The sequence below is a fragment of the Porphyrobacter sp. MBR-49 genome, from assembly GCF_053628655.1.
Genome location: NZ_JBRJGU010000006.1, coordinates 275053 through 281615, shown reverse-complemented (window position 1 = coordinate 281615; position 6563 = coordinate 275053). Strand labels below are relative to the sequence as shown.

Annotated in this window: 8 protein-coding genes and 1 pseudogene; 4 read left to right on the top strand and 5 right to left on the bottom strand. The window is 66.5% G+C overall.

The window, feature by feature from the left end; genetic code table 11:
• A pseudogene (locus ACSSV3_RS10720) lies at nucleotides 1-170 on the bottom strand (succinate--CoA ligase subunit alpha); the annotation flags it as partial.
• Between the two features lie 47 nt (nucleotides 171-217).
• Nucleotides 218-511, bottom strand: a complete 294-nt coding sequence (locus tag ACSSV3_RS10715; protein WP_354324538.1) for a GIY-YIG nuclease family protein — start codon at nucleotides 509-511, stop codon at nucleotides 218-220.
• Nucleotides 512-673: 162 nt separating this feature from the next.
• Between ACSSV3_RS10715 and ACSSV3_RS10710 the strand changes: the two genes are divergently transcribed.
• Nucleotides 674-841 carry a hypothetical protein gene (locus ACSSV3_RS10710; protein WP_354324539.1) on the top strand — a complete coding sequence of 56 codons (168 nt, stop codon included), beginning with the start codon at nucleotides 674-676 and terminating at the stop codon, nucleotides 839-841.
• Between the two features lie 90 nt (nucleotides 842-931).
• On the opposite strand, the gene mdh is transcribed toward ACSSV3_RS10710, so the two are convergent.
• The 3 genes from mdh to ACSSV3_RS10695 form a co-directional block, all read right to left on the bottom strand.
• Nucleotides 932-1894, bottom strand: coding sequence for a malate dehydrogenase (gene mdh / locus ACSSV3_RS10705; RefSeq protein ID WP_354324540.1), 963 nt, complete (start codon nucleotides 1892-1894; stop codon nucleotides 932-934).
• Between the two features lie 245 nt (nucleotides 1895-2139).
• Nucleotides 2140-2469: a hypothetical protein gene (locus ACSSV3_RS10700; protein WP_354324542.1), complete on the bottom strand. Its 330-nt coding sequence runs from the start codon at nucleotides 2467-2469 to the stop codon at nucleotides 2140-2142.
• Nucleotides 2470-2612: 143 nt separating this feature from the next.
• Complete coding sequence (locus ACSSV3_RS10695) at nucleotides 2613-3725, bottom strand: cell wall hydrolase (RefSeq protein ID WP_354324543.1); 1113 nt, start codon at nucleotides 3723-3725, stop codon at nucleotides 2613-2615.
• A 153-nt stretch (nucleotides 3726-3878) separates the two neighbouring features.
• Here ACSSV3_RS10695 and ACSSV3_RS10690 point away from each other — a divergent pair, with 153 nt between their 5' ends.
• From ACSSV3_RS10690 to ACSSV3_RS10680, 3 genes are read left to right on the top strand one after another with little or no spacing between them, the layout of a single operon-like run.
• Nucleotides 3879-4724 carry an ABC transporter substrate-binding protein gene (locus ACSSV3_RS10690; protein WP_354324544.1) on the top strand — a complete coding sequence of 282 codons (846 nt, stop codon included), beginning with the start codon at nucleotides 3879-3881 and terminating at the stop codon, nucleotides 4722-4724.
• Entirely contained in the window at nucleotides 4721-5728 is a 1008-nt protein-coding gene (locus tag ACSSV3_RS10685; RefSeq protein WP_354324545.1) for a FecCD family ABC transporter permease, read from the top strand. Before ACSSV3_RS10690 ends, ACSSV3_RS10685 begins: the two co-directional genes overlap by 4 nt.
• Nucleotides 5728-6498 carry an ABC transporter ATP-binding protein gene (locus ACSSV3_RS10680; RefSeq protein ID WP_354324546.1) on the top strand — a complete coding sequence of 257 codons (771 nt, stop codon included), beginning with the start codon at nucleotides 5728-5730 and terminating at the stop codon, nucleotides 6496-6498. Before ACSSV3_RS10685 ends, ACSSV3_RS10680 begins: the two co-directional genes overlap by 1 nt.
• The last annotated feature ends 65 nt before the right edge of the window (nucleotides 6499-6563 follow it).

Genomic DNA, 6563 nt, shown 5'->3' with positions numbered 1-6563 from the left:
ACGGTGTTGAACTGCGGCAGGCCAATGTGCGTGGTACCGCCCTTGCCGGGGGTCACGCCGCCAACCATCTGCGTCCCGTAATCGAGCGCGGCCTGCGTGTGGAAGGTGCCGGTGTTGCCGGTCATCCCCTGGGTGATGACCTTGGTGTCTTTGTTTACGAGGATGCTCATTCGGGTCCGCCTTTTATTCGTCACCCCGGCGAAGGCCGGGGCCCAGTTCAGCTACAAACCAACTCGAACAGGTCGTTCCAGTCGGGGTTCATTTCTTCAATCCGCCGCAGCTTCCAAGTCCGCTGCCATTCCTTTATCTGCTTTTCACGCGTGATGGCCGCTTCGATGGTGTCGTGGCGTTCGAACCAGACCAGCATTTTGCAGCCATATTTCTTCGTGAAGCCTTCGATCATTCCTTCGCGGTGTTCCCAGACCCTCTTGGGCAAGTCGCTGGTGACACCGATGTAAATCGTTCCGTTGCGGCGGCTCGCCATGATGTAAACGAAGCCGCCATGTTCCATTCAGTCGTCACCCCGGCGCCAAAAAACCTTGGGGCCGGAACCCAGTCCTGCCGCGGCCTCTGGGCCCCGGCCTGCGCCGGGGTGACGAGAAGTAATGACCTTCGTGTCTTTGCTTGCGAGGATGGACATTGAGTTAGTCTCCAAGTTCCGAAACGGTCTTTGATGACCGAAAGAGAGAAATCAGGGCACCGCAAACGAAAGCGAGCCAAGCTGCAACAAGTGGCCCAAACACGAAAAGAAGCATCAAGATGCCAAATTGACTTTCGTGAAGGGGTGGCCCGGCTGTCGAAATCTCAAGCCAAGCCGCCAAACCAAAAAACGGCAGATTAAGAAGCCCCGCCACAATCCACTTCCGATAGAACCCCAACCAGCCAAAACCGGCCATCAGAGCTACAGTTAGGAGTGGGAGGGCTACCTTTATCACGCCAGCGAGCCATCCAGCGCCTTGCACGCCTCAAGCAGTTCCTTGACCGCATCGACGCTGACGCCGAGGTTGGTCTTTTCCTCGTCGGTCAGGCTGATTTCGATCACCTCTTCCGCGCCGCCTGCGCCGATCACCACCGGCACGCCGACATAGAGCCCGTCGACGCCGTACTTGCCGTCAACCTGCACCGCGCAAGGCAGGATGCGCTTTTGATCGTAGAGGTAGGCTTCGGCCATCGAAATGGCGCTGGTGGCGGGGGCGTAAAACGCCGATCCGGTGCCGAGCAGCGCGACAATCTCACCGCCGCCCGCGCGGGTGCGCTTGACGATTTCGCCGAGGCGGTCTTCGGAAATGCCCTTGATCTTCGCCATGTCGGCCACCGGAATGCCGTTGATGGTCGAATAGGACAGCACCGGCACCATCGTATCGCCATGTCCGCCGAGCACGAAGGCGTTCACATCCTTCACCGAAACGCCGAATTCCCACGCGAGGAAGGTGGCAAACCGCGCCGAATCCAGCACACCTGCCATGCCGACGACCTTGTTGGCGGGGAGGCCCGAAAATTCGCGCAGCGCCCAGACCATCGCGTCCAATGGGTTGGTGATGCAGATCACGAAAGCATCGGGGCAGTTGGCAGCGATGCCTTCGCCGACCGACTTCATCACTTTCAGGTTGATGCCGAGCAGATCGTCGCGGCTCATGCCGGGCTTGCGCGCGACACCGGCGGTGACGATCACCACATCCGCGCCTGCAATATCGGCGTAATCGGTGGTGCCGGTGATGCGGGCGTCAAACCCTTCGACCGGGCCGCACTGCGACAGGTCAAGCGCCTTGCCCTGCGGCACGCCGTCAGCGATGTCGAACAGCACGACGTCGCCGAGGCCTTTGGTGGCTGCGAGGTGAGCGAGCGTGCCGCCGATGTTACCGGCGCCGATCAGCGCGATTTTGGTGCGGGCCATAATTGGACTTCCTTCCCTGATCCATCGGGACGAAGTGAAAGGCGCAAAAGGCCGGTGCCTGCCCCGTCCCGAGCGGCTGGGCACCCATTACATAGGCATTACATAGGGCGCGGTAGGCCGCTGTAAATGCGATTGCAACCGCCAAACGGTCGGACGCGGTAACTATCTTTGCAAATAGTTCGCAATTGCATTAAATGTGTCAAAACAATGGCTCAGGGAAATGCCGTAGCGTCGCTGTGGTGAGGTCAAGCAGAGGCGGTTTTGCCGATTGCCGCTGCGGCACGGCGGCGGTCGAACATTCCGGTAATCGCCAGCCAGTGCGCGCTTGCCTCGGTGTCGCCCGCCGCACGGGCGTGTTCGGCTTCATCCAGCGCCGCTTTGACAGCGCCTAGCCCATGCACTGCAAAGTGGCGCAGCGCATCGGTCAGCAGCGGATCGAAGGTCGCCTTGGGCCGCGCGCCATCGCCATCATCATTGGCGGCGCTCACCTGCGCCAGATGCACCAGCCCGCGTGCTTGTGCATACCAGCCGGTCAGGCGGGCAGGGTTGCGGGCGGGGGCAAAACGGACGGACATGGCAGGGGCTTTCTGGCTATTGATGCACGCGCCGGGAAGGGGATGGGCGCGCAGCAATGGCAATAACCCCGCGCCGCTAAGGCTTGGTGTGATAACAGGGTTTCGGGACGCTTAACCCTGTTCTGCGGGTTTGCGCGCGGTGGTTATTCGGCTGCGGCTGGCTTGCCGGGCTGCGCCTTCCACTGGCCCGCGCGGGCATATTCCTCACGCACCGCGCCGGTGCCGCTGGCTGGCTCACGCGGCAGAGTGTCCGCCTGCTGCGGGGCGGGCGGTTTCGCGGATGGGGCGGATGAGGCGGCCACTGGCCCCGGATCATAGGCGATCACCGGGCGGCCGGGCGCAGGTTCATAGGTTGCGGCCAGCGGCACGGCAGTGCTCCGTCCGCTTACCACGGGTTCAAATCCGGCATAGGCGGTGCGGAACGCCGCCGCTTCGCCGCCCGCGCCGCGATTGCGATAGAACCGGTGCGCGCCGATGGTTCCGATATGGTCGAGGCTGCCCGCCCACTGCGGATTCACCCACAGCGTATGGTAATGGGTGGCATGGCCGACCGGGGCATAGACGCTGCCGGACAGGGCGTCCGCCGCGATCCGCTGCGCCTGCGCCCAACTTGCCCCTGCGGGCCGCCGCGCAAGGCTGCCGTCGCAGGTAAAGGTGAACTGGCACCCGGTGCTGCGCTGCGATCCCTGATACACCACCCCGCACACGCTGGCGGGCCATGATGGGTGGGCGACGCGGTTCAATACCACCTGCGCCACCGCGCGCTGCCCCGCCTCGCTTTCGCTGGCGGCTTCGTACCATACGGCCTGCGCGAGACATTCCTGCGCGCGGGCGTGGGTGAGGCCCGCGCCTGCGGAGAAAAACGGCTTGGCAGGCGCGCCAACGTCGATCAGCGCGCCCAGCGCACGTCCGCCCTCGGCCATGCCTTTGGTCAGCGGATCGGCAGTGGGCAAAGCCACCAGCGCCGCGCCGGTCGGATCGGCCATGTAGTAGAATGCCGATCCCGGAAAGCTCATGCCGGGGCGTTCAAACGGCAGCGCGGCGGCGGCGGCATTGCGGGTAGATAGCGCGGCGGTGCTTTCCAGCGCAGGGCCGGGCAGGCTGGCAAACCCGCCGGGCGCGGCCATTGCGGGCACGGTGATTGCGGCGATCAGCACCGCGATGCGCTTGCGCCAGCCGTTCGGGATCGCGGGCAGCGCAAAACGGCTGGCAGGGGCGATAAACGCAAAGGAGGCGTGTGCGCGCGGCATGGTCATTCCGGCCCTATCGACAAGCCCCTGCGGCGGCGAGCGCGCGCTGCCCCCGCGTCCCGAAACCGGACAGGTGCGGGCGCAGATTTAATCCCCGCCGTCAGGCCACACGCCCATGCTTGCACGCCTGCCCGCACCGCCCTATCGCCGGGGCCGGATATGGCGCGGGATGGCAACAGCAATGGGATCGCGCGTGCGCGGAAGGGCGCGCTGCTGGCGGGCGTGTTGCTGGCTGCAGCCTGCGCCCCTGAGCGCGCGCCGGGCGCCAGCGATAGCGGCCCCACCATCGTCAGCCTCAACCCCTGTATCGACGCGATACTGGTCGAAGTCGCCGCGCCCGGTCAGGTGCTGGCGCTGTCGCATTATAGCCGCGATTCCGGCTCCAGTTCTATCCCGCAGGATGTCGCCGCGCGCTACGGCGTGACCGGCGGCACGGCGGAGGAGGTGATCGCACTCGCACCCGATCTGGTGCTGGCCTCAAGCTTCCTGCCGCAGCCGACCCGGCAGGCGCTCGAACGCGCGGGGTTGCGGGTGGAGACCTTTGGCAGCCCCACAACGGTTGCCGCGAGCATCGCACAGGTGCGCGAAGTCGCTGCGATTGCCGGACGCGGGCTAGAAGGCGAATGGCTTGTGCGTGACATGGCGCAAGCGGCAACGCCCGCCGATCATGCGCGCCCGATTGCCACGCTGCTGTGGCAACCGGGCGAGATTGTGCCGGGCAACGCGACGCTGGTGGCCGAAATGCTGCGGGCCAAGGGCTTTGCCAATCACGCCGATGCGATAGGGCTGGGGCAGGCCGATTTCGCCGCGCTGGAAACCGTGCTGGCCGATCCGCCCGAATTGCTGCTGGTGGCAGGCGACAGTGCGGGGCAGCGCCATCCGCTGCTGGCCGGGTTGAGGGCAACGCAGGTCGAACCGCTCGATCCGCGCCTGCTGTTCTGCGGCGGGCGGACGGTGGTGGGGCTGGGGATGAGGCTCGACCAAATCCGGGCAAAGCTGCCATGAACCGCGCGTCGCTGATCTTTGCCGCGCTGCTGGTGGTGCTGGTGCCGCTGTCATTGCTGGCGGGCCGGGTGTGGATCGACCCGTTCGACATCGCGGGCGGCGGGATTGCCAATGCCGCGCTGATCCTTGCCGAACTCCGCCTGCCGCGCGCGGTGCTCGCCATCATCATCGGCGCGGGGCTGGGCGCGGCGGGGGCGGCGATGCAGGGCTATCTGCGCAACCCGCTGGCCGATCCCGGCCTGTTCGGCATCGCCCCGATGGCGGCACTGGGCGCGGTGGCGAGTTTCTGGCTCGGCGCGCTAATCCCGCCCGCATGGGCCGCGTGGAGCCTGCCGCTGCTGGCGTTGATCGGGGCAGGCACGGGCATGGCGCTGCTCGCGCTGATCGCCGGGCGTACATCGTCCGACGCAGCAGGCGGCGCGGGCGGCGGGATTGCGCTGTTCACGCTGGCGGGATTGATGATCGCCAGCCTTGCGGGGGCGCTCACCGCGCTGGCGATCACGCTCGCGCCCAATCCGTTCGCGCTGTCCGAAATCGTCATGTGGCTCAACGGCGCGCTGACTGACCGTTCGTGGCGCGAGGTGATGCTGGCCGCGCCGCTGGTTGCCGCCGGGATTGCGGTGCTGGCGCTGGCCGCGCGCAGCCTTGATGCGCTGACCTTGGGCGAAGACGCGGCGCGTTCAATGGGGCTGAACCCTGCGCGGTTGCTGGCGCTGTTGGTGATCGGCGTGGGGCTGACGGTGGGCGCGGGGGTGGCGGTGGCCGGGATCATCGGCTTTGTCGGCCTGGTCGTGCCGCATCTGGTGCGCCCGCTGACCGATCGCCTGCCATCCAGCCTGATCGGCCCAAGCGCACTGGCGGGCGCGTGTCTGGTGCTGGCGGCGGACAGCATCGTGCGGGTGTTGCCGCTGGTCACGGAACTGCGGCTCGGCATCGCGCTGTCGTTGATTGGTGCGCCATTTTTCGGCTGGCTTTTGCTGCGAATGCGGCGGGTGGGGCTGTGATGCTGGCGGCGGAAAACCTCATCCTGATGCGCGGCGGCAAGCCGGTGGTGGAGAGCCTCACCGCCGCGCTTACCCCCGGCACGATCACCGCGATTGTCGGCCCCAATGGCGCGGGCAAATCATCGCTGCTGCTGGGGCTGGCGGGGCTGCTGGAGCCTGCCGCTGGCAGTGTGATGCTGGACGGGCAGGCGCTGGCCGCATTTCCGCCGCGCACCCGCGCGCAGGCCATCGGCTATCTGCCGCAGACGCCCGATATCGCGTGGGATGTGGCGGTGGAAAATCTGGTGGCGCTAGGCCGCCTGCCGTGGCGTGACCGGGGGACGGCAGCGGTGGAGGCGGCGCTTGGCGCGCTCGCGCTCGAACCGCTGCGCAACCGTCCGGTCAGCCAGCTATCGGGCGGAGAGCGGGCGCGGGTGCTGCTGGCGCGGGTGCTGGCGGGTGAACCGCGCTGGATACTTGCCGACGAACCGCTCGCCGCGCTCGATCTCGCGCATCAGCTCAGCCTGATCGCGTATTTCAAGGCCTGCGCGCGCGTTGAGCAAGGGGGGGGCGGCCAAGGGCCCGGGCAAGGCGTGGTGGTGGTGCTCCACGATCTTGCCATCGCGATGAACCATGCCGACCGGGTGCTGGTGCTGAAAGATGGGCGCCTGATCGCCGATGGCCCGCCGGAAACCGCATTGGCGGCAGACGTGATCGCGCAAGGCTGGGGCGTTGCGGCGCGCTGGTTGGGCGATGCTGGGGAGCGGGCCTTGGTGGCGGGGGAGGTGTAGAAGCCGGGACATTGCGAAAGTGCGTTGGGGGGCGATTTCGTGACGCCCCGGCTTCTGACCAATCT

Bases quoted from the DNA above. Each gene is read 5' to 3' on its own strand.
- mdh (WP_354324540.1), bottom strand. From the start codon at position 1,894: ATGGCCCGCACCAAAATCGCGCTGATCGGCGCCGGTAACATCGGCGGC.
- ACSSV3_RS10685 (WP_354324545.1), top strand. From the start codon at position 4,721: ATGAACCGCGCGTCGCTGATCTTTGCCGCGCTGCTGGTGGTGCTGGTG.
- ACSSV3_RS10690 (WP_354324544.1), top strand. From the start codon at position 3,879: ATGGCGCGGGATGGCAACAGCAATGGGATCGCGCGTGCGCGGAAGGGC.
- ACSSV3_RS10700 (WP_354324542.1), bottom strand. From the start codon at position 2,469: ATGTCCGTCCGTTTTGCCCCCGCCCGCAACCCTGCCCGCCTGACCGGC.
- ACSSV3_RS10695 (WP_354324543.1), bottom strand. From the start codon at position 3,725: ATGACCATGCCGCGCGCACACGCCTCCTTTGCGTTTATCGCCCCTGCC.
- ACSSV3_RS10710 (WP_354324539.1), top strand. From the start codon at position 674: ATGACCGAAAGAGAGAAATCAGGGCACCGCAAACGAAAGCGAGCCAAG.
- ACSSV3_RS10680 (WP_354324546.1), top strand. From the start codon at position 5,728: ATGCTGGCGGCGGAAAACCTCATCCTGATGCGCGGCGGCAAGCCGGTG.
- ACSSV3_RS10715 (WP_354324538.1), bottom strand. From the start codon at position 511: ATGGAACATGGCGGCTTCGTTTACATCATGGCGAGCCGCCGCAACGGA.